This is a genomic window from Clostridium sp. OM02-18AC (assembly GCF_003481825.1).
Lineage (GTDB): Bacteria > Bacillota > Clostridia > Lachnospirales > Lachnospiraceae > Brotaphodocola.
Genome location: NZ_QULW01000002.1, coordinates 141,247 through 160,685 on the forward strand (window position 1 = coordinate 141,247; position 19,439 = coordinate 160,685).

A 19,439-nucleotide genomic window follows, 5' to 3' on the forward strand; every position below is an offset into this window, starting at 1 on the left:
AGGAGAAACATGAAAAGCGAAAATTTCTTTGTGAAAAAAGCAAACCAGAGAAAGCTGAACCGTCATCAGGAGCCCGGATCTCTGGCATTTGCGGCAGGTGCTTCCCTGTGTCTGGCCCTTGTGATTGTACTCATGTCGTTCGATTTAAAAACACGGACCTTTGGAACATTGCCGTTAGCAGTAGCCGGAGTATTTCTGGCAGAGGCACTGATCGCCTTTGGAATCGGAACACTGGTTAATAAACAGATCATCAAAAATAATCAGATCAGCACAGTCCTGCGTCTTCTTGGTATCGTGCTGATTGCAACGATCGTAAACGGCAATATTTTCTGTGCAGTTGCCGGCCTGATGCTGATCAAGAAAAAGAAAAATCTGGAGTATCAGGTTGCAAGCTATATGCTTCTGGTGGAAGTCCTGATCATCATGGTATCTGCCCTGAATGTTTTCAAGCCGTATGTGTGTGACACATTCTTCCTTGGAATGGGCGTTCTGGCAGTCGTGATCCTCATTCATGCAGTCAGCCTTCCGCTGGTAGTTGCTCATGTGAAAGGAAACCGTGCGGATAAGTGCATGATCCCGTTGGGCATTGTACTGATCCTGACGACAGCGACCGGTAATCTGTTTTCCCTTTTACTGGGCCTGATCCTGCTCCGCAAAGCTTATACCAAAGATGATTACGTATCCATTGGCTGGATCGATGTAGTAAAACGTCTGTTCCGCAGCCAGATGGCAGTACTTGGAGCATTCATCATTGTATTCCTGCTTACTTTGTCTGTATGCGCGATTATGACATTTGATTACAGCATTGCAGTAGATAATGATTATTCCCTGATCCTTCAGAATCCAAGCCTGGCGTATCCGTTCGGTACGGATGATTATGGCCGCTGCGTATTTACCCGCGTTGTATTTGGTGCCAGAATCTCCTTAACAGTAGGTATCATTTCTACCGCAATCTCGATTGTAGTAGGAATTATCCTGGGTGCAATTGCAGGTTTCTATTCCGGCAGTACAGACAATATCATCATGCGTGTGCTGGATATCTTCATGGCAATCCCGGGTCTGCTGCTCCCAATCGCAATCATTGCAGCATTCGGTACGAGCACCCTGAATATTACCATTGCACTTGGTGCAGGCGCAATTCCAGGATATGCAAGAACCATCCGTGCATCCGTGATGACTCTTTCCGACGCTGAGTTTGTTGAGGCAGCAAGAGCATGTGGAGCAAAGGATAAGATTATTATCTTTAACCATATTCTTCCGAACTCCATGGCTCCGCTGATCATTCGTGCAACACTTGGTATTGGTTCCGGTGTTACTGCAGTCAGCTCCTTAAGTTACCTTGGTCTTGGTATTGCACCGCAGATTCCTGAGTGGGGCAATATCTTAAAGGCAGGAAGTTCTTATCTGGAAACCAATGCTTATATGGCTATTTTCCCAGGTCTTGCAATTGTAGTTCTGGTACTCGCGTTTAACTTCCTGGGTGATGGTCTTCGTGACGCACTTGACCCGAAACTGAAATAAATAATTAGGAGGCAACCATGGAACAGCAGGATAAAAAATGCATTCTGCAGGTGAAAAACCTGCATGTGCACTATATCACAGAAGAGGAAGAGGTCTATGCTGTCAACGGAATCAGCTTTGATTTGAACGAAGGAGACAGTATCGGTCTGGTAGGTGAGACCGGCGCAGGAAAAACAACCACAGCAATGGCAATCATGCAGCTGATCCCGGATCCGCCGGGGGTAATTACCGACGGCGAGATTTACTTTAAAGGAAGCAATATGATCACCAATACGGATAAGGAAAACCAGAAAATCCGCGGAAACGGTATTTCCATGATTTTCCAGGATCCGATGACGGCATTAAACCCGACCATGACCGTTGGCGACCAGCTTGTTGAGGTTTTACGCCGTCACAATAAAGGCATGAGCAAAGATGAGGCGAAGAAACGCTGCATCGAGATGTTAGAGATGGTAGGCGTGAAGGCGGAGCGCTTTGATGATTATCCGCATCAGTTCTCCGGCGGTATGAAACAGCGTGTGGTAATCACCATGGCTCTGCTGTGCAATCCGGATCTTCTGATCGCGGATGAGCCAACTACGGCACTGGATGTAACCATCCAGGCGCAGGTGCTCGATATCATGATGGATTTAAAGAAAAAGTTCAACATGGGTCTGATCATGATCACCCACGACCTTGGTGTGGTTGCGGAAACCTGTGACAAGGTGGCAATCGTTTACGCGGGTGAGATTGTAGAGTCCGGCACGGTCGAAGAAGTATATCTGAATCCGCGTCACCCGTATACCTGCGGTCTGTTTGACTCTATCCCGAAACTGGAAGAGGACAGCACAAAGCTTGTACCGATCGAAGGTATGACTCCGAACATGGCAGAACCGCCAACAGGCTGTTATTTCCATCCGCGCTGCAAATACTGTCAGGAAATCTGCAAGACACAGTCTCCGACGATGACAGAAGGCAGCCACCGTTTCAAATGCTTCTTCCCGTTAGGCAATGAAGTAGATGAAAAATTAGAAAAGGAAGGAGAGTAAGCCATGGGAACAACACTGGAAGTTATTGGATTAAAAAAATATTTTAATGTTGCCAACGGCGGACTTCTCCATGCAGTTGACGATGTAAGTTTTAAGATTGAACGCGGCGAGACCCTTGGTATCGTAGGTGAGTCCGGCTGCGGTAAGAGTACTCTGGGCCGTACCATTTTGCGGCTCCATGAGCCAACCGCCGGCAAGGTTATTTGCGATGGAATGGATATCTGTTCTTTCGATAAAGAAGAGATGCGCCAGATGCGTAAGGAAATGCAGATTATTTTCCAGGATCCGTATGCATCCTTAAATCCGCGTTTTACCATTTCCCAGATTATTGAAGAGCCGTTAAAACTTCACAATATCTATAAAACAGCAGCAGAGCGCAGAGAAAAAGTTGAGGAATTAATGGCACTCACCGGACTGTCAAAGAGAATGTACAACATGTATCCTCATGAATTCGATGGCGGACGCCGTCAGCGTGTGGTTATTGCGAGAGCACTTTCCCTGAATCCCAAATTTATCATCTGCGATGAGCCGGTCAGCGCACTGGATGTATCTGTGCAGGCGCAGATCATTAACCTGATGATGGAACTTCAGGAAAAACTGGGACTGACGTATGTGTTCATTTCTCATGATATGTCCGTAATCAAGCACATTTCTACCAACATTGGTGTTATGTACTTAGGTCAGATGATTGAAAAAGCTTCCAAAAATGAGATTTTCAAGCATCCGCTCCATCCATATACCATCGCACTTCTCTCTGCAATCCCGTCAGTTAATATCCGGGAAAAGAAAGAGAAGATCATCTTAAAGGGTGAGATTGGTTCTCCGGTAAATCCGAAGCCAGGCTGTCGTTTTGCTCCGCGTTGTCCATTTGCTACGGAACAGTGCCGGAAAGAAAACCCGGTATTCCGCGAGGTACAGCCGGATCACTTTGTAGCCTGCCACCGTGTGGACGAGATGTTAGCCGGTAAGTTACAGTTCCCGGGCAGAAGCTAAAGCGTATATAAAGATTCTATTTATATAAAATTTTTTTCAAGGAGGAAATACTATGAAAAAAAGAAGAATGGTTGCACTTGGATTGTGCGCAACAGTCGTTGCATCTTCCATGGCAGGATGTGGCGTAAAGACCAAGAGCGACACCACCAAGGCAGCAGCAGAGGCAGCAGGAGAGACAGAGGCTGATCCAAACGCAAACGTAGAGATTGGAGACGTAAATTTAAACTTCCTCTACAACAGCAGTGATGAGAACGTTGCAAACGTTATCCGTGACCAGCTCTCCAAATCAGGCTTCACCGTAAATATGACTGCAGCAGCAGACGGCGCTTCTTTCCGTGAGCAGGAGGCGAATGGTAACTTCGATATTTCCCTGGCAAGCTTCGCAAACCCGGTAGGTACTCCGGACTATGGTATCCGCGGTGTATTCTACAGCAAGGGCGACAGCAACTACACCGGTGTCAATGATGCAGACCTGGACAAACTCATTGACGATGCAGCAACCGTAACCGCTGACAAATATGCTGAGGCATATGGTGAAGTTGAGAAACTCGGCGTAGGAGAAAAAGCTTACTTTGCCCCGGTTTATCTGGGCGTAAACGGCCGTGCATTCAGCAATGTCCTGAATCCGGATACCGTTGACAATAACCAGAGATGGGAAGATTTCGATTACGCAGATCCGTCCCAGGATGATTCCAGAACGTTAAATATCACCCAGACTGGTTCTACCATTACGACCTGGGATCCGATCCGTGCCGATGACCAGAGTTCCGGTTATGCACTTGACCACATGTACATCCATCTGCTGACCTTAAAACCAGACTGGTCTGTAAGCACCGATGCTTCCCTGTCTTACAACTATGCGATCGCAGATGACAACAGCGAGTTCTATTTCATCTTAAGAGATGACTGTGGATTTGCAAGAATCGACAAAGACGGAAATGTTTACGATTCCGGCGTGAAAGTTGCTGGTGAAGATGTAGTATACTCCCTGAACCGTGCAAAAGATAAAGATTCCACCCCGATGCACATGACCTACAGCATGTACACCAACCTGGATAAGGTTGAGATGGTTACCGACATTGCAGAACTGGAAGAGAAGAAGACTGCAGACGGTGAGAGCGTAAAAGACGTTCTGGAAAAAGATATTACCCCGATCAGCAATCTGGTAGATTCCAGAGACGCTGTTGACAATGCAGCTGGTAATTATCAGGTAATCCGCTGCACCACTGCTATGCCGTATCCGCAGATCTTAAATGCACTGACTTTCCATGGCGCAGGTATCGTGGACAGTGAGTGGGTTGAGAAGATGAACGAGGGTGTTGATTTTGCTACCTACGATGCGACCAAAGACAAACTGTATGGCGATGGTGTTACCACCAGAGAGGGTGCAACCTTTGACAACCAGCTGTCCTTAAGCGGTACCTACGTTCTGACTTCCATGAACGACTACCAGATGAACTTCAAGGCTAACCCGTATATCCGCACCAACGAGCCGGATTGCGTAAAGATCAAAACCCTGGTAAATAAATTTATCTCTGATAAAGACACAGCACTTTCTTCCTTACGAAGCGGCGATGTTGACTACTGCTACGGCATTAACTCCACCAAATACGATGTTGTAGAGGGTGATTCCAACTTAACCTTAAAGAAATTCCCGGGCATCCGTGTTTACATGCTTGGCTTCAATCTGCATGGCAACTCTGAGGTTTCCAATTCTGTAGATTTAAGAAAGGCAATCTCTTCTGCAATCAACTTTGAGGATGTAAAGGCTGTTCTGGCTGGCAACGCATACGAGTGCTACAGCTTCATGGCAAGCTGCCTTGACTGCGGCAATAAGGTTGACTGGAAACCGGGCGATACCGAGCGTTATCTGAGAGCTTACTTCGCAGAGAAGAAATAAGCGGGAAACCTGTTTTCAAACAAATACACGGTTCGTGCATTTGAAAGAAACAAAAACATATAGGTGATAGAACGGCTCTCCGTCGCTGGCAAGGCGGCGGGGAGCCTGCCCTTTTCAGGGAGATCCGCTAAGATGGCTCCCATATTTATGAAATGACAGAAGGTTGAAGATATGGAAAAAATGGAACTGATGAATCAGGTTGAACAATACATCAGCGATCACCGTACCGAAATCCTGGAAGATTTAAAAACGCTGGTGCGGTTTCCAAGCGTCAGCAGGGAGGGGGCAGATGGTCTTCCATTCGGCAGGGAATGTGCCAGAGTATTGGATCAGGCACTTGAGATGGCTGAAGAAAAGGGGTTTCAGGTCAACAACCACGATTACTGGTATGGAACTGCTTTTCTTGGCAGTGAGCAGAATGATAAAGGTCTGATCGGCATTTTCTCCCACCTGGATGTAGTTGAGGCCGGAGATGGCTGGATCTATGATCCTTTTGAGCCGACCGAGGTCGATGGCTTTCTGATTGGCCGCGGAGCTGGCGATAACAAGAGCGGTGCAGTGATTGGCATGTATACCATGAAGATCCTGCAGGAACTGAATATTCCCTTAAAGAGCAGCGTGATGCTTTATTTTGGCTGCAATGAAGAGCATGGAATGAAGGATGCAGAGAAATTTGCAAAGGAACATCTGATGCCGGATTATTCCATGGTACCAGATCTATTTTTCCCGGTGTGCCATGGAGAAAAAGGAAATCTGAAGTTTAAGATTGCGCCCAAAACCGGTTTTTCTGCAATCCATTCTGTTTTTGCAGGTGATGCAGAAAATAAGGTACCGGGACAGGCGGAAGCGCTGATCTCATTTGATGAGAATCTGTTTGCTGTATGCAAAATCCTGGTTGCGACACATCCGGATATCCGTGTAGAAGCAAAGGATGGAATGATCCGTATCACAGCATTGGGCAAAGGTGGACACAGTGCGATGCCGAAGGGCACTGTCAATGCAATCTGGCTGCTGATGCGATTCTTAAAAGAAGTGGATGGACTGCCGGATCATGACCGCGAAATTGCAGCCGCTTACGAAAAGCTGCTTTCCGATACCGATGGCATCGCACTTGGTATCGACTGGTCGGATGAGCCGTCAGGTGCTCTGGTATGTTCTGCGGTTATGGCGAGAACAGAGGGGAATGTTCCAAACATTTTGTTCAGTGCCCGTTATCCGGTTACGGACTTCAGGGAGAGAATTGAGAATGCACTGGAGGCAACGGTGGATTCACAGATGTTTGAGATCCGCATTGTATCCAACAATGATCCAATGTACATCCCGGAAGATGACCACTATGTTCAGACACTCATGAACGTTTACCAGGAGGTTACCGGCAATACGGATAGAAAACCGTATATCATTGACGGCGGAACCTATGCCCGCAAACTGAAAAATGCAGTTGGGTATGGCGGAGGCAATGGTGTGAGCGCAACCTTCCTTCCGGCAGGTCATGGACGGGTACATCAGCCGGATGAGGCGAGAAATATCCAGGGGATCCTAGAGGCGATCAAGATTTATGTTATGTCTGTGATCGAACTGGATCAGCTGATTCAGAAAGAAAAAGGGGCGCAGGCATGAATCTCATCGCAGAACTTGCAGAAAAGTATGAGCAGGATATCATTGAACTGAGAAGGTACTTTCATCAGCATCCGGAAACAGCGTGGGAGGAATTTGGTACGACAGACCGCATTGAGGAAGAACTGAGAAGTCTTGGTCTGACACCGCACCGTTTAAACGAAAATACCGGCTTATGGGTTGATATAAAAGGCAGAAAAGCGGATGGCAGCGAGGTTGTTCTGCTTCGTGCGGACATCGACGCACTTCCCATCCAGGAGATGACCGGTCTTCCTTATGCCAGCCAGACTCCCGGGAAAATGCATGCATGCGGGCATGACTGCCATGCGGCCATGCTTTTGGGGGCAGCAAAGATTTTTATGGAGATCCGGGAAGCAATTCCCGGAACCGTGCGCCTGTTATTCCAACCGGCAGAAGAGGGCGGAAAAGGCGCGCAGGCATGTATCAGACAAGGGGTTCTGGAAGAGGTCACGGCAGTTTACGGCTGCCATGTCGGAGCCGGTATTGAAGCACCGTATTTTAACCTGGAACCCGGTCCGCGAACAGCCAGTGCAGACGATCTGAATATCATCATTCACGGATATGCAGCGCATGCCAGCGCTCCGCACCGCGGACACGATGCAGTTCTTGCAGCCGGCAATGTACTCATGTGTCTGCAGACTCTGGTTTCTCGCCATAATGATCCGTTAAATCCCCTGGTCGTTACCATGGGCACGATAAACGGCGGTCAGAAGCGCAATATCATCGCAGATGAAGTACGGTTGGAAGGGACTGTCCGGACCTTTTCAAATGAATTGAGAAAGAAACTGCCAGATATGATTTCTTCAATCGTACAAAATGCAGCAGCCGTGTGCGGCTGTACGGCAGAAGTGGAGTATATTCCGAAAATCGGTGTAATCGTCCATGACGATCCAAAAACATTGCAGATTGGTCTGGAAGCAGCAAAAAAGCTTTATGGAGAGAATTTCCTGGTGAATGCCGGAAAGGTAACCGCAAGCGATGACTTTGCTGATTATCTGGAGCATGTACCTGGAATTTATCCATCCCTTGGAATCCGCAATGAGGAAAAAGGCTGCATCTATGGTCATCATAATGGAAAATTCTGTGTGGATGAGAGCGCTTTGAAACGGGGCGCGGCGATGTTTGTACAGTTTGCGATAGACTATCTTGCAGATTTGCAGAAAAATAGAAAATAAAAACGGAAAAGTTGGAAGTAAGCGGTGAGGCAGATTGTCTTGCCGCTTTTTTGTTTCTTAGGAAATTGAAATTGCGTTCCACGAAACATATTTTGAATTTAATCTGGCAGCTGACTTGAAATTTTAAATTCCAGTGCAGTGGTAAATTCCACCGGACATTAAAATTCCTTGATTTTATTGAATTATAATGAGCAAAATCTTTAGATAACTGGTATAATTAAGCTAACTTCTCATAAAATATCTGAGTTTGTGACATGGAAAAGAGACCTCTGGATATCTGGTGTGTAAGACTAAATTCCACAGGCCACATCTAAAAAATGTGAATTGTTAAGTTCCAGTCTGACAGCAGATTTTTATGCTAAGTTAGTGGTTAAAGCGAATCAGCTTAGGTGTCAGATTGACCTCGTCGGGTGGAATCGGCCTAAGCTGAAGTGCTTTTAAAATGTCAATGCCGTAGTTATCGAGTGCGACATCATATGGAGTACGACCGCCAAGACTTTCTCTGGGAGTAGAGTTGATATGGTCCACAATAGTTCTCAGATCCCATTGAGTGAGGAATTCAAAGCTGGTTTTCTTTGGCAGAACCATGCGCAACATGGTGTGCGCCTGTTCAATACCACCTTTTTGACCACTTCTCATGGGATCACAGAAATAAATACTTGAACGGATAATACCCTCAGATCCTGTTTCTAAAGAATCGGGATCGCCGAACTCTGATCCACGGTCCGTTAGAATCGTGTTGAATAAAGTGAGAAAATCATAGGTTCCCAGTTGATGTTCCAACTTATCAAAAATAAGCCGTACAGCGCCCTTAGTGCAGCGGTTCATAATGAAAGCCAGGAATAACTTCTCACGAGTCAAAAAGAAGGTGAGAATGACACGTTTGGATTCCTGCGAAGAATGGACGGTATCCATTTCGGCAAAATGATCGAGTTCCAGCTTTTGAAAATCTGAAAACAGACGGCCTTGAAAAACAGTACGGTCTTTGATCTGGGTTTTATGAACTTTGCGAGGTTTAAACTTTACCTTGCGCTTCAAATCAACATTTCTTGCCGTAAGAACGCCATCATTGAGGTAGGAATAGAGTGTTCTGACCGACATATCCAACTCAGGATGGTTTGTAATGATCTGATAGGGAGATTGTCCCTGATAAATAAGAGGCGAAATGACCATGTCCTTTTGACGCAGTTCATGCTTTGTCATGTTTATGCCAGCCCTGGACGAAGACAGACATTCCTTGTATTTGCGGTCTGCAAAGACAGCATCGTAACGGTACTTATGAGCAATGGAACAATGATGGATGGCTTTCGGACATCCATTACAGACATAAGGAGCCTTATCAAGACGGTTACACTGTTCTTTAACGAAATCGGGACAGGTTTGGTTACAGGTTGGACAGGAAGTACACTTAATGTTGCAGAGTATGATTTTCCTGCATACATTTGTTTTTCTGCAGTGATATCTGTGAATGCAGAAGTTGTGAGCGTTAAGGAAGGATCCTTTATGATACCAATCACTTACACGATGGAGTTTCACTTCCTTCGAAATAGTTGTAGGATCTTTGCATAAGAAGCGGGCAATATCTTTAAAAGAGCTGCCGTTATTCAGGGAACGCTCAATGTATTTACGGTCTTCAAGGGAAAGATGTTTCTGGTTACCAGGAATATATTTACTCATAGAGATCTCCTTCTACTGCTGTCAGAAGGTCTTCATGAGCATAGCACGAATATATGAAAGATTAAACTCCACTCATGTAGGAGTAAATTCCACCGCATAAGCGGACGGTGGAATTTACTTTTGAAATTTTCAATTTAATCTGGCAGAAGCATGTAAGATTGACGAAGTTTCTTTTTTAAGAGTATAATAGAATTGGTTTATGAAAAAGAACACAAGTTTCTGAACTTTCTGTGATCGTGCAGCACAGGAATGAACGGATATGACAATCCCAGAAACGAAAATAAATGATGGAGAAACGATAAAAATGCCAAAATTATATTTCCGATACGGAGCGATGGGCAGCTCAAAATCTGCCAACATCCTGATGGTACGTTACAATTATGAAGAGCGCGGTCAATATGCCGTGCTGCTAAAATCAAGGACTGACAACAGAGATGGGGAACGTGAGATCAAATCCCGTATGGGTCTTTCTGCTCCGGCCGAATATGTGGATGATTTTATAAAAGAAATTTCAGAAAACTGGAAACCGGAACATGAGGAACATTTGTATCATGGGAAAAAAGTGGATGCAGTTCTGGTGGATGAGGCGCAATTCCTTTCCGAGGGGGAAGTCGATATCCTGTCAGATCTCGTTGATTTTTATGGAATTCCGGTTCTCTGCTATGGTCTGCGGACAGACTTTTTAAACCATCTGTTTCCGGGTTCCCGGCGTCTTATGGAGATTGCAGATGTGATTGAGGAAGTCCCGACGGTCTGCTGGTGTGGAAGACGTGCCCAGTGCAATACCAGATATGCAAATGGAAAAATTGTAAGGGAAGGTGCGCAGATTATGATTGGTTCCAATGAAAGCTATGTGGCACTTTGCAGGAAGCATTATAAAGAGGGGAAGCTGTGGCCGGAGACGTAAGTGTCCTATTAGATTTTATGGAATATTGTAAAAGCTGATAATCTGGGAGAGGAAAGACGGTTCTTAACAGCAGTACATTTTACGAGCTGTATTGCCAGGCAGAAGAAAATCATAAAGAATTGAACTGCTATTTATTAGTGAATCATGACGAGCAGATCACGGTGTATGAGCAAATTGCAGAAAAACTGGGCTTGACGGAAAAGTATGGGAACATTATTAGTAAACCTACCACGTTTATTAATAATCATTCAGCGGACGATCCGGTAGATGTAGCATTTATTGATGAAGCGCACTTGCTGCTTACTCAGGGCAAACAATCATACAGGGGAGAAAATCAGCTGAAGGATATTATTGACAGGGCACGAGTGACCGTTGTAATGTTTGATGAAAATCAGATTCTTACAACAGAGCAGTTTTGGGAAGCGCAGACTCTGGAACGATACCGAAAACAGGCGAAAATGGCGCACAATTATATGGTATTGGATAAACAACTGCGTATGCAGGTAGATGCAAAAACCATGGATTGGATTGATTCGTTTACCAAAAAACAAGTATTAAAGAAGATACCAAATACGCCGGGTGGATATAGTATCTTAGTTTTTGATAAACCGGAATTGCTTGATCTGGAAATTAAAAAGAGGGCAAGTGAGAATGATTCCGCATTATCAAGAGTTATAGCAACATATGATTGGGAATATAGTAAGAATCACAAGCCGGAAGATCGCATGATGAAATATTGGGAAGTGTTTATAGGAAAATGGCACAAACCATGGAACAGGGAACTGGAGACCGGGCTTTCCAGAAAAGAAAAACAAAGTATAAAAGGATTAGCATGGGCAGAACAGCCACAGACAATTAATGAAGTGGGATCTACTTTTACGATTCAGGGATTTGACTTAAATTATGCGGGAGTAATTCTTGGACCTTCCGTAAAATACAGAAATGGAAAGATTGTATTTGATCCATCGGCCAGCCATAATGAAAAGGCAGTTCGAAACAGGACTTTATCGGATGGAACAAAACAGAAATTTGGTGAAACCCTGATTCAGCACGAAGTGAGAGTTCTCATGACACGTGGAGTAAATGGAATGTACATATATGCATGTGATCCGGAGCTTCGGGCAGCGCTGCTTTCTGCAGCAAAAGAAGAGGAGTATTTATGAAACAGGAGACGATAGAAAGAATCCGGAAATTTACAGAAGACCGGGACTGGGATCAGTTTCATTCACCGGCAAATTTGGCAAAATCAATCGTTATTGAAGCAGCAGAATTATTAGAGTGTTTTCAGTGGTCGGATGAGAAATATGATTTACAGCATGTCAAAGAGGAACTGGCTGACGTAATGGTGTACAGTCAGAATCTGCTGGATAAACTCGGTCTTGATGCAGATGAGATTGTGAATATGAAAATGACTCAGAATGAGACGAAGTATCCGGTAGAGAAGGCAAAAGGAAAAGCGGAAAAATACGATCAGTTGTAATAAAGAAAGAGGAAAGACAATGGAAGAAGATTTTGAAGGTGCTGAAGATGAGATAAGAAATGCTTATGAGAAAAGACGAAAAGGTGATAATAAAAATGCAATATTAGGAGTTGGCGGGAGTTATTGTAAATACCGAACATACCAGGCAGGCAATAACCAAGGACCAGATGAAAAAGTTTTTGAAGTTCGTCCATGATGATAATGTGTACTACAAATACTACGATGTTTTCTATATTCTCTTCCATACAGGACTTACAAGAGAATGCTGCTCAGGTTATTCAGCAACTTGGGTGAGCAGATTATGCAGAATATAAAGTAATACCATACATGTGTATGAATAAGGTACTGATTTCAAGATATAAAAAAATAGCATTTCCTATCGTATCGTATCCAGAATTAGAGGAAATTATTTCTGGTGTCATAAGGGAATAATATTTTTACATATCAACTTATAAAAAACTGCACCCCCTATCTTTATAATCGTTAAAAGGTTCAAAAACCTCGGTAGTCTGCACCCCCCCTAAACTGACTACCAATTGACTACTACAGACTATTACACTTGGTCTCGAACTGCCGTATTTTGCCACTTTCACTACAGTTTCCGGAAAACTGTAACTCTTGAAGAAATCCAAAAAAGTGCGTAAAATAGGGCAAAACGAAGCATTTCAGGAGGAAAAATACAATGATAAAAGTCCTATTCATCTGCCACGGCAGGACTTTGATAAATGCCTCAAATCAAAGATAAATGCGGCAAACTGGGGCTTTCTGCGGCAGAGTAAAAGCAATAACCATACTGTTCGTATACGTTTCAGACGATTAAAAAAGAAAAATGTACAAGTGCCCGGATGAAAATCCGGGTATTTTTATAGGTGGGTGCAAACTTTATAACGATAATACCGTTAAAAAGTATTTCCGCATATCGAGAAAATTAAGTTGACTTCTGCCCAGAGTAGAGCGTTAATGTCAGTACCATAAAACCCAAGGAGCTGATTGCTGTATGGCAGAGAAATTAAACATCAATGAAAAGTATATGCTGCGGATACTGGAGGCATCTGAGTATTACGGCATTGGAATCAAGAAAATGCGGCGAATCGCAGAAGATGGTGAGAACATCTTTGCTGTGAGGAATGATAACCGGTGGATGATCCACAGGGAGAAATTTAATGAGTATCTTGAAGGACATTATTTTTCCGGGAAGAAGCCGGAGGAGGATATTCCGGTTAAGGTGTTTTGATACTAAGGTATGATATTTTTTGATGTATATTTTTACGATCAAATTATAAAAATCTCCGAGGCAAATGCTGCCCCGGAGATTCGTTTTTTATGCGTTGTACAGCTTCAAGAGTGCATCCAACAGGCGGTATGTCTCGGTGCGGTAATACTCGTTGTGCTTGGACTGCTTTATATGAAGCTTGTCCATGTCAACATTCGCAAGACCCGCTTTCAAAAGGTCGGCAGATTGCTTGCGGACGGTGTTTGCTGCATCGTGACCAAGGTGCATTTTTTCGTGGAATTCGGCACCTTTGACATCGTTGAGTAAAAGTAGTGCGGCAAGGCCATGCTTCGGAGAACGGTCGATAAGGTGATGAACAAGGTTTGCAAATAATGTGGCGGTTTCTGCCTTGTTCTCCTGCTCAATCATCATATCTTCCGGGGACGGTACGGTTGCAAGGTCAAAATCGTAATCGTCAGCCAACTGATCAATAGATACGGAACTTGGTACTGCGTAATGTCCGAGCTGTTCGTTCAGTGCCAAATTAAAGGAGCTACGAGCAGCTTTGGCAACGGACTCAGGAACTGCCATGTACAGCACTTTGAAGTTTCTGCCTGCAATTGTGATGATCTTGATGCAGTCAGGGTTGGTACAATGCGCCTTTGCAAAAGCTGCATCATACATGGTTGGCACTAAGACCTCGCCCGGCTTCAGTGGTTCGTTGTTATAGTTGCGTGTGATTGAATTTACTCTGTTTGTCATGAAAAATACCTCCATTCGGTGTGGGGAATGGAGGTATCCATGACAAATCAGCGAAAAGGCAATAAAAATCCGTACCGCAGTCCGCATGGAGATATTCTCCATTCCAGATTGCAGCTCCTCTGCTCATCGATTCGCTGTTCGTATTCAGTTGTTTGTTATAGGGTGTGAGCCAGCATTGATCAAATGATGCACCTTTATAACGAGATTCACTAAAAGGGGGGATGGCGGACATATTGGAAAATAAGTTGCCGTCCATCGAGTTAAGATATTATTTTTTGCCCTTGCTCGGTTTGGTCTGCGCTAAGGCACTGCCTGCAACAGATTTTGATTTTTGACTGTATCGTCCGTCCCTAAGGATTTGACTTGCTTTTTTAGCCACATTCTTGCTAGTCTGTTTTTTATTGCTTACCATGTTTTCACCTCCTTGTATCTTGATGCTTATATTTTAGTTAGTTTTACAAATGGAAAAAACGAACGAAAAAAGAAGAAAATCAGAAGATTTTCGGAATAAAAAAGTGGGTTTCCGCTTGTTACGGAAGCCCTGGAATAAAAAGGTATTGTATTTGGCTAAACCATGCAGCGTTCAATAGAAAGCAAATTTTCTGAATTTATGTCAGAACAATGGATTAACTTTGAGAAATCAAAGACAAACACGAACGTTTTCGATTTAGGCTTGATGTATGTGAAGATTTATACTATAATATGACCATACAACGATATAAGATAATGTTCGAGCAAGGAGGATCACCGATGGAATATAACTACAACAAGCTCTGGAAATTGTTGATAGACAAGAATTTGATGAAGAAAGATCTGATGGAAAAAACTGGCATCACATCATCTACCATCGCCAAGATGGGAAAGAACAAAGCGGTGAGTATGGAGGTTCTCGGTAAAATATGTATGGCTTTGGATTGTAATATAGGCGATATCGTTGATGTAATCAAAAAAGGTTGATTTGAGGTGAACGAAATTTATGGCGGAAGGAGGTAGCCAAATGGAGCATCTTTGCATTGGCTCATATGTGAGAATTATGACATCGTGCGCTATTCCCGCAGAACGCAAGTTTGATTCCTTCTGCGAGAAAATCATGTTATCGTTATGCCCGTTAGGTGCCACAGCCTTTTCATATATTTCAGCCGATGGGTATGAAGTCACCTACTCATACACTAATTATAATAAGATTCACTCTGCGGGGCAGAATCTGCCCACCGAAGTTATGCAAATGGCCCTGAAGAAAGATGCCCATGTAATCGAGCGGTATTTTATTCAGACCATCATCCCCGCAATGGAAGAGGCGCGTAAGAAAAATGCCGTGCTTGCATTGAAAAATGTCATTCTGAAAGATGCTACAATCGCCGACACTACCCAGCTTGGTACCATTGGCAATCTCACGAAGAATGACCTTAAGAAGAAAAATGAGTTTGTGCTTTCTGAATTCTTGGCAGATGTGTTTATCTATGCTGTCGCAAAAACGGATAACATGATAGAGTCCACATTCACAAAATCTATCAAGAAGGATTTTTATGCGGCCTATAATCCAATGGCCGACACAATCAAGTTTTACGAAGTAATAAAGCCGAAACCTGTGGCAGCAATACCTCTGACGAGCAAAGGGAAATTTGATAAAGTTTTTACGCCTGTGTCAAGCGAAAAGCTTTCCATATCCGCAAAACACGACTTTCAAATTTTCTGTTTGAAGTTTGATGATTATGATTTCGACTATCACGGTCTGTGGAGGCACCTTCGCAACAATATCGGGTATTACGTCTATTCCAGGGCACAGATTGAGACTTACATGGAAGATGATGAGATTTCGGCACTTGCTTACGATGCAATAGCGTATATCAAAAAAGCCATCGCTGACGGAAAATTACCGACCGGCAATGAGCTCGGAGAACTCTTGCTGTATATATTTCTGGAGCAGGTTCTCGTTGCTCCGAAATTGATGAGCAAGGTTGAAATAGGAAATCACGGCGGTCTTATGACGAGTGAAAGTTCCGGCATCCACCTTCTTACTGCTAATGAAACTGTTCCTTTTAGTCAGGTTATTCTCGGAACATCGATGATAAAAGGAGACTTGCAAACGGCAATAGATTCAGCCTTTGCAGATGCACAGAAACTAAAGAACAGAAAGAAAGACGAGAGACGTTTTGTTGAGTCAAACATATTTGCGGCCTCTTTCCCAACGAAGATTTATGATCAGCTTGAAGCAATAATCCTGCCTTCCGAAACGAACGGTCAAAAGCCTGCCACTGCGTTTGGTATGTTCGTGGGATACAGCCTGAGCGGAGTATCCGCAAACGGAAAACCCGTAAACGAATATCAGAACGATGTGCTTGAGCAGGTCAGGAATGACATCCAAAACAATGTGCCATTCATCGAAGCAAAAATCACACAGTATGGATTCGACGGCTACTCTATGTATATCTATTTGCTTTCCTTCGCTGATGCAGACGAAGACAAAAAAGATATCATGGATAAGCTGTTGCAATCCGGAGGAGGTCAAGCATGAGCAATTTTAGAAATGTCACCTTCGGGGAGCATTTGTTTTCGAGAATAGATGATAATGCTTATCTGCAAAAGCTGTATCACAATATCCTTATCAACTATTCTAAACGCCTGTTTAGTTTTGATGAGATGGAGGAACAGCTTGTCAACATTGGGGATGCTCTGACCTTTGCAGATGTGCTTTCAAAATCCTGCGGCACAAACCTGTCGGATATTCATAAGACTCGTGCACAGGAAATGGTTGCACTGCTTTATGATATGTATCCTCAAGATGAGCAGGTGAAGTATTATCTTGGCTCTGTTCTTGCCAATACAGGGAATTTCCTCGGCATGAATAGGCTGACACCGGATTTTGAAAATGCTTCTCTGCTTGAGCGTGTGTTCATGCACTTCAACATGGATTACTTGTCTGTGCCATCCGATGGTGGAGCTCGTTTCTTTCCTGCACAAAAAGAGATATATGACAGTCTGTCTAGACCATATTTCAGCTATTCCGCCCCCACATCTATGGGAAAGTCCTTTATGATGCGTGCGTTTATTAAGCAACAGATTATGGAAGGTACAAAGAAGAATTTCGCTTTGCTCATCCCTACGAAAGCACTGATAAACGAGGTTACGAGCGAATTAATCGAGAGTCTCACCACTCTATTGAAGGAAACGGATTACCGTATTGTGACATCCTCCGGTTCGATGGCATTAGAGACGAAGCATAACTATATTTTCGTCCTGACACCTGAGCGAATGCTTTACATTCTGATTGATGATCCTGATCTTATGATCGATTATTTGTTTGTAGACGAAGCTCATAAAATATCTTCCGGTGATAAGAGAAGTGCGTTCTATTATAAGGTCATCAACAAGTTAGAGGAACGGAATAACAATACGCATATCATATTTGCTTCACCGAATATTCCAAATCCGAGGGTCTATCTCGATACGGTATCAAAGGGAGATTTGGCTATCGGTGAAGAAGCTACCGTGGCGTGCAGATATGCTCCTGTCAGTCAGCTAAAATACATTGTTGATCTATGGGAACGCAATATCCGTATCTTCGATTCATACTCAAAGAAATTTATACTGCTGCACGAAATGAGCCATCAATACTCGTTGAGTGAGGTGATTGCTCGAATTGGCGATAAGCGGCACAACATCGTTTATTGCAAATCAAAGAATGATGCCATTCGGTTTGCAAGGGACTATGCGGATACGCAGATCCCAATTGGCGATAAAAAGCTACAGGCATTTGCGGAGGCAATACGCAGCGATGTTCATAAGGAATACTATCTCGCTGAACTGGTGGAAAGAGGTGTGGCATACCATATCGGTTATCTGCCTGCAAATATAAGGATGCAGCTTGAGGACTATTACCGTGAAGGTCTTATCAAGACAATGTTCTGCACAAGTACCTTGTTGGAGGGAGTCAATCTTCCTGCGGAGAATCTCTTCATTACAAGCTACAAGAAGGGCTTAAACAACTTTTCCGAGGTGGACTTCAAGAATCTGGTGGGCCGTGTCGGTCGTGCGAAATACAATCTGTACGGTAATGTTTTTATTGTTCGGCTTCAAAAACAGGAACGTGAAGAAGACCTGCAAAAATTTGAAGATCTGCTGAAGGGTGATGTGCCGCCACAAAAGCTGTCCATAGAAGCTGAATTGAACGTTAATCAGAAAAAGCTCATCATCGATACACTTCTTTCCGGCAGTGTAGAAATACACAAGTCCAAGAAGAGTCAGAGCGAAGACAATTACGAGTTGATGCGAAAAACGATGTTGATCCTAGTCGGAGATATTGTGGACGGTAGGAACAGCCGCATTAGACAGGAGTTTACCCCGTATCTGACACCTGAAACTGAGTCAATAATCCGGGAGCATTTTTCCGTGCCAGAGAAAAAGCCGGAGGATGATATCAATGTCTCGTATGATCAGATACAGGGTATCGCAAAACTCATCCGCGACGGGCTGGCTTACCCTGAGATCAAAGATCCGAAACGCGGAGCGGATTATTATGAAACGCTTGCGTTTCTCAACAAACTGGCAGTGGCATTTAAGTGGCGTATCTATGAAAAATGGACACTCGGTGCGGGAGAAGGAAGAACATATACCAAGCTGACATGGTATACCGTTCTCCTGACCCAGTGGATGCAGGGGCACGGACTCAGCCATATCATCGGGCAAAGTATAGATGATTATGACAAGAAAAAGCGCGAGGTAAAAGTCGACTACAATAAATGGGAACCCTTCGACGGCTCACAGAAACATAAAAACATAATCATTGCCGATACGCTGGAGGCGATTGAGGATGTACTTTTATTTCGATTATCAAACTACTTCCTTAAATTTTCAGAGGAATACAAACACCAACACCCTAATGAACCGTTCACAAACGACTGGTACGAATTTGTTGAGTATGGAACAACAAACCGCTTGCGAATCATTCTGCAGCGAAGTGGTTTTAAGCGGGACTCAACCGAATACATCCGACGAAATGCCGATAAGTATATACGAGGAACTTTGGACAATCCAAAGCTGCTGAAAAAGGCGCTGTTGGAATGCCCTAACGAACTAGTGAGGAGAGACACTGAAGAAATCCAGTACAACGTACCTGAGCTGTTTATAGATGAAGGAGAAGAATAA

At 44.0% G+C, this 19,439-nt stretch carries 17 protein-coding genes and 1 pseudogene; 15 read left to right on the forward strand and 3 right to left on the reverse strand.

The window, feature by feature from the left end:
• The first annotated feature begins 9 nt into the window (after window positions 1-9).
• The 6 genes from DXB18_RS16455 to DXB18_RS02365 all read left to right on the forward strand — a co-directional run bounded on the left by DXB18_RS16455 (window position 10) and on the right by DXB18_RS02365 (window position 8,255).
• Window positions 10-1,521 carry an ABC transporter permease gene (locus DXB18_RS16455; protein ID WP_118705770.1) on the forward strand — a complete coding sequence of 504 codons (1,512 nt, stop codon included), beginning with the start codon at window positions 10-12 and terminating at the stop codon, window positions 1,519-1,521.
• 17 nt (window positions 1,522-1,538) lie between these two features.
• A complete protein-coding gene (locus DXB18_RS02345; RefSeq protein ID WP_118705772.1) occupies window positions 1,539-2,549 on the forward strand; it encodes an ABC transporter ATP-binding protein in 1,011 nt (336 codons plus the stop codon).
• A gap of 3 nt (window positions 2,550-2,552) precedes the next feature.
• Window positions 2,553-3,542 (forward strand): dipeptide ABC transporter ATP-binding protein, encoded by a 990-nt coding sequence (locus DXB18_RS02350; protein WP_118705774.1) that lies wholly within the window; start codon window positions 2,553-2,555, stop codon window positions 3,540-3,542.
• Between the two features lie 52 nt (window positions 3,543-3,594).
• Window positions 3,595-5,442 carry an ABC transporter substrate-binding protein gene (locus DXB18_RS02355; protein WP_118705776.1) on the forward strand — a complete coding sequence of 616 codons (1,848 nt, stop codon included), beginning with the start codon at window positions 3,595-3,597 and terminating at the stop codon, window positions 5,440-5,442.
• 171 nt (window positions 5,443-5,613) lie between these two features.
• Window positions 5,614-7,062 carry a Sapep family Mn(2+)-dependent dipeptidase gene (locus DXB18_RS02360; protein ID WP_118705778.1) on the forward strand — a complete coding sequence of 483 codons (1,449 nt, stop codon included), beginning with the start codon at window positions 5,614-5,616 and terminating at the stop codon, window positions 7,060-7,062.
• Window positions 7,059-8,255 carry an amidohydrolase gene (locus tag DXB18_RS02365; RefSeq protein WP_118705779.1) on the forward strand — a complete coding sequence of 399 codons (1,197 nt, stop codon included), beginning with the start codon at window positions 7,059-7,061 and terminating at the stop codon, window positions 8,253-8,255. Before DXB18_RS02360 ends, DXB18_RS02365 begins: the two co-directional genes overlap by 4 nt.
• Window positions 8,256-8,618: 363 nt before the next feature.
• Here the strand turns inward: DXB18_RS02365 and DXB18_RS02370 are convergent, their stop codons facing one another.
• Entirely contained in the window at window positions 8,619-9,932 is a 1,314-nt protein-coding gene (locus tag DXB18_RS02370; RefSeq protein ID WP_118705781.1) for an IS30 family transposase, read from the reverse strand.
• 304 nt (window positions 9,933-10,236) lie between these two features.
• Between DXB18_RS02370 and DXB18_RS02375 the strand changes: the two genes are divergently transcribed.
• The 6 genes and pseudogenes from DXB18_RS02375 to DXB18_RS02400 all read left to right on the forward strand — a co-directional run bounded on the left by DXB18_RS02375 (window position 10,237) and on the right by DXB18_RS02400 (window position 13,553).
• Window positions 10,237-10,839 carry a thymidine kinase gene (locus tag DXB18_RS02375; protein WP_118543061.1) on the forward strand — a complete coding sequence of 201 codons (603 nt, stop codon included), beginning with the start codon at window positions 10,237-10,239 and terminating at the stop codon, window positions 10,837-10,839.
• 56 nt (window positions 10,840-10,895) lie between these two features.
• Window positions 10,896-12,002 (forward strand): annotated as a pseudogene (locus DXB18_RS02380) (DUF2075 domain-containing protein); the annotation flags it as partial.
• On the forward strand, window positions 11,999-12,319 hold the full coding sequence (locus tag DXB18_RS02385) for a nucleotide pyrophosphohydrolase (RefSeq protein WP_118543059.1): 321 nt from the start codon (window positions 11,999-12,001) through the stop codon (window positions 12,317-12,319). The pseudogene DXB18_RS02380 and the gene DXB18_RS02385, both read left to right, overlap by 4 nt.
• Before the next feature lie 19 nt (window positions 12,320-12,338).
• Entirely contained in the window at window positions 12,339-12,515 is a 177-nt protein-coding gene (locus tag DXB18_RS02390) for a hypothetical protein (RefSeq protein ID WP_182430438.1), read from the forward strand.
• A gap of 422 nt (window positions 12,516-12,937) precedes the next feature.
• Entirely contained in the window at window positions 12,938-13,168 is a 231-nt protein-coding gene (locus DXB18_RS02395) for a hypothetical protein (RefSeq protein WP_118705785.1), read from the forward strand.
• A 148-nt stretch (window positions 13,169-13,316) separates the two neighbouring features.
• The gene (locus tag DXB18_RS02400) at window positions 13,317-13,553 is read left to right on the forward strand and encodes an excisionase (protein WP_118705787.1); all 237 of its coding nucleotides are present in this window, start codon (window positions 13,317-13,319) and stop codon (window positions 13,551-13,553) included.
• 87 nt (window positions 13,554-13,640) lie between these two features.
• Here the strand turns inward: DXB18_RS02400 and DXB18_RS02405 are convergent, their stop codons facing one another.
• Both DXB18_RS02405 and DXB18_RS16080 read right to left on the reverse strand, forming a co-directional pair.
• Window positions 13,641-14,294: a hypothetical protein gene (locus tag DXB18_RS02405; protein WP_147355208.1), complete on the reverse strand. Its 654-nt coding sequence runs from the start codon at window positions 14,292-14,294 to the stop codon at window positions 13,641-13,643.
• Between the two features lie 268 nt (window positions 14,295-14,562).
• Entirely contained in the window at window positions 14,563-14,706 is a 144-nt protein-coding gene (locus DXB18_RS16080; protein WP_182430439.1) for a hypothetical protein, read from the reverse strand.
• 338 nt (window positions 14,707-15,044) lie between these two features.
• Between DXB18_RS16080 and DXB18_RS02410 the strand changes: the two genes are divergently transcribed.
• Genes DXB18_RS02410 through DXB18_RS02420 form a run of 3 tightly spaced genes read left to right on the forward strand, consistent with a single transcriptional unit; the run spans window position 15,045 to window position 19,439 of the window.
• Window positions 15,045-15,251: a helix-turn-helix transcriptional regulator gene (locus tag DXB18_RS02410; RefSeq protein ID WP_118705791.1), complete on the forward strand. Its 207-nt coding sequence runs from the start codon at window positions 15,045-15,047 to the stop codon at window positions 15,249-15,251.
• Between the two features lie 19 nt (window positions 15,252-15,270).
• Complete coding sequence (locus tag DXB18_RS02415; protein WP_207665752.1) at window positions 15,271-16,809, forward strand: DUF1837 domain-containing protein; 1,539 nt, start codon at window positions 15,271-15,273, stop codon at window positions 16,807-16,809.
• Window positions 16,806-19,439, forward strand: coding sequence for a DEAD/DEAH box helicase (locus tag DXB18_RS02420; protein WP_118705793.1), 2,634 nt, complete (start codon window positions 16,806-16,808; stop codon window positions 19,437-19,439). Before DXB18_RS02415 ends, DXB18_RS02420 begins: the two co-directional genes overlap by 4 nt.

What these genes read in the sequence shown, in the direction of transcription:
- DXB18_RS16455 (WP_118705770.1), top strand. Translation starts at nt 10, where the DNA reads ATGAAAAGCGAAAATTTCTTTGTGAAAAAAGCAAACCAGAGAAAGCTG.
- DXB18_RS02400 (WP_118705787.1), top strand. Translation starts at nt 13,317, where the DNA reads ATGGCAGAGAAATTAAACATCAATGAAAAGTATATGCTGCGGATACTG.
- DXB18_RS02355 (WP_118705776.1), top strand. Translation starts at nt 3,595, where the DNA reads ATGAAAAAAAGAAGAATGGTTGCACTTGGATTGTGCGCAACAGTCGTT.
- DXB18_RS02420 (WP_118705793.1), top strand. Translation starts at nt 16,806, where the DNA reads ATGAGCAATTTTAGAAATGTCACCTTCGGGGAGCATTTGTTTTCGAGA.
- DXB18_RS02415 (WP_207665752.1), top strand. Translation starts at nt 15,271, where the DNA reads ATGGCGGAAGGAGGTAGCCAAATGGAGCATCTTTGCATTGGCTCATAT.
- DXB18_RS02375 (WP_118543061.1), top strand. Translation starts at nt 10,237, where the DNA reads ATGCCAAAATTATATTTCCGATACGGAGCGATGGGCAGCTCAAAATCT.
- DXB18_RS02365 (WP_118705779.1), top strand. Translation starts at nt 7,059, where the DNA reads ATGAATCTCATCGCAGAACTTGCAGAAAAGTATGAGCAGGATATCATT.
- DXB18_RS02360 (WP_118705778.1), top strand. Translation starts at nt 5,614, where the DNA reads ATGGAAAAAATGGAACTGATGAATCAGGTTGAACAATACATCAGCGAT.
- DXB18_RS02390 (WP_182430438.1), top strand. Translation starts at nt 12,339, where the DNA reads ATGGAAGAAGATTTTGAAGGTGCTGAAGATGAGATAAGAAATGCTTAT.
- DXB18_RS02350 (WP_118705774.1), top strand. Translation starts at nt 2,553, where the DNA reads ATGGGAACAACACTGGAAGTTATTGGATTAAAAAAATATTTTAATGTT.
- DXB18_RS16080 (WP_182430439.1), bottom strand. Translation starts at nt 14,706, where the DNA reads ATGGTAAGCAATAAAAAACAGACTAGCAAGAATGTGGCTAAAAAAGCA.
- DXB18_RS02405 (WP_147355208.1), bottom strand. Translation starts at nt 14,294, where the DNA reads ATGACAAACAGAGTAAATTCAATCACACGCAACTATAACAACGAACCA.
- DXB18_RS02410 (WP_118705791.1), top strand. Translation starts at nt 15,045, where the DNA reads ATGGAATATAACTACAACAAGCTCTGGAAATTGTTGATAGACAAGAAT.
- DXB18_RS02345 (WP_118705772.1), top strand. Translation starts at nt 1,539, where the DNA reads ATGGAACAGCAGGATAAAAAATGCATTCTGCAGGTGAAAAACCTGCAT.
- DXB18_RS02385 (WP_118543059.1), top strand. Translation starts at nt 11,999, where the DNA reads ATGAAACAGGAGACGATAGAAAGAATCCGGAAATTTACAGAAGACCGG.
- DXB18_RS02370 (WP_118705781.1), bottom strand. Translation starts at nt 9,932, where the DNA reads ATGAGTAAATATATTCCTGGTAACCAGAAACATCTTTCCCTTGAAGAC.